1 pseudogene is annotated in these 272 nt (G+C 59.6%); it reads left to right on the top strand.

The window, feature by feature from the left end:
• Positions 1 to 272, top strand: a pseudogene (locus AF337_RS22065) (gfo/Idh/MocA family oxidoreductase); the annotation flags it as partial.

The following is a 272-nucleotide window of genomic DNA, read 5'->3' as shown; positions in this document are numbered from 1 at the left end:
ATTTCGATCTGCTGAATTGGTATCTCGACAGCGATCCCGACGCCGTCACCTCCTTCGCCGACCTGCAGAATTACGGCCGCAAGGGCCCGTTCCGCGGCCCGCGCTGCAAGCTCTGTCCGCACACGCATGAATGCGACTACTACCTCGATCTCGAGGCCGATCCCTTCCTCGATTCACTCTACGAGGATCCCTCGAAGATCGACGGCTACTTCCGAGACGGCTGCGTCTTCCGCGAGGACATCGACATTCCTGATACGATGGTGGTGTCGCTC

The organism is Rhizobium ecuadorense (genome assembly GCF_001187535.1).
GTDB lineage: Bacteria > Pseudomonadota > Alphaproteobacteria > Rhizobiales > Rhizobiaceae > Rhizobium > Rhizobium ecuadorense.
Note: the sequence above shows the minus strand (reverse complement) of the source record. Positions and strands in the feature narration are given on the sequence as shown.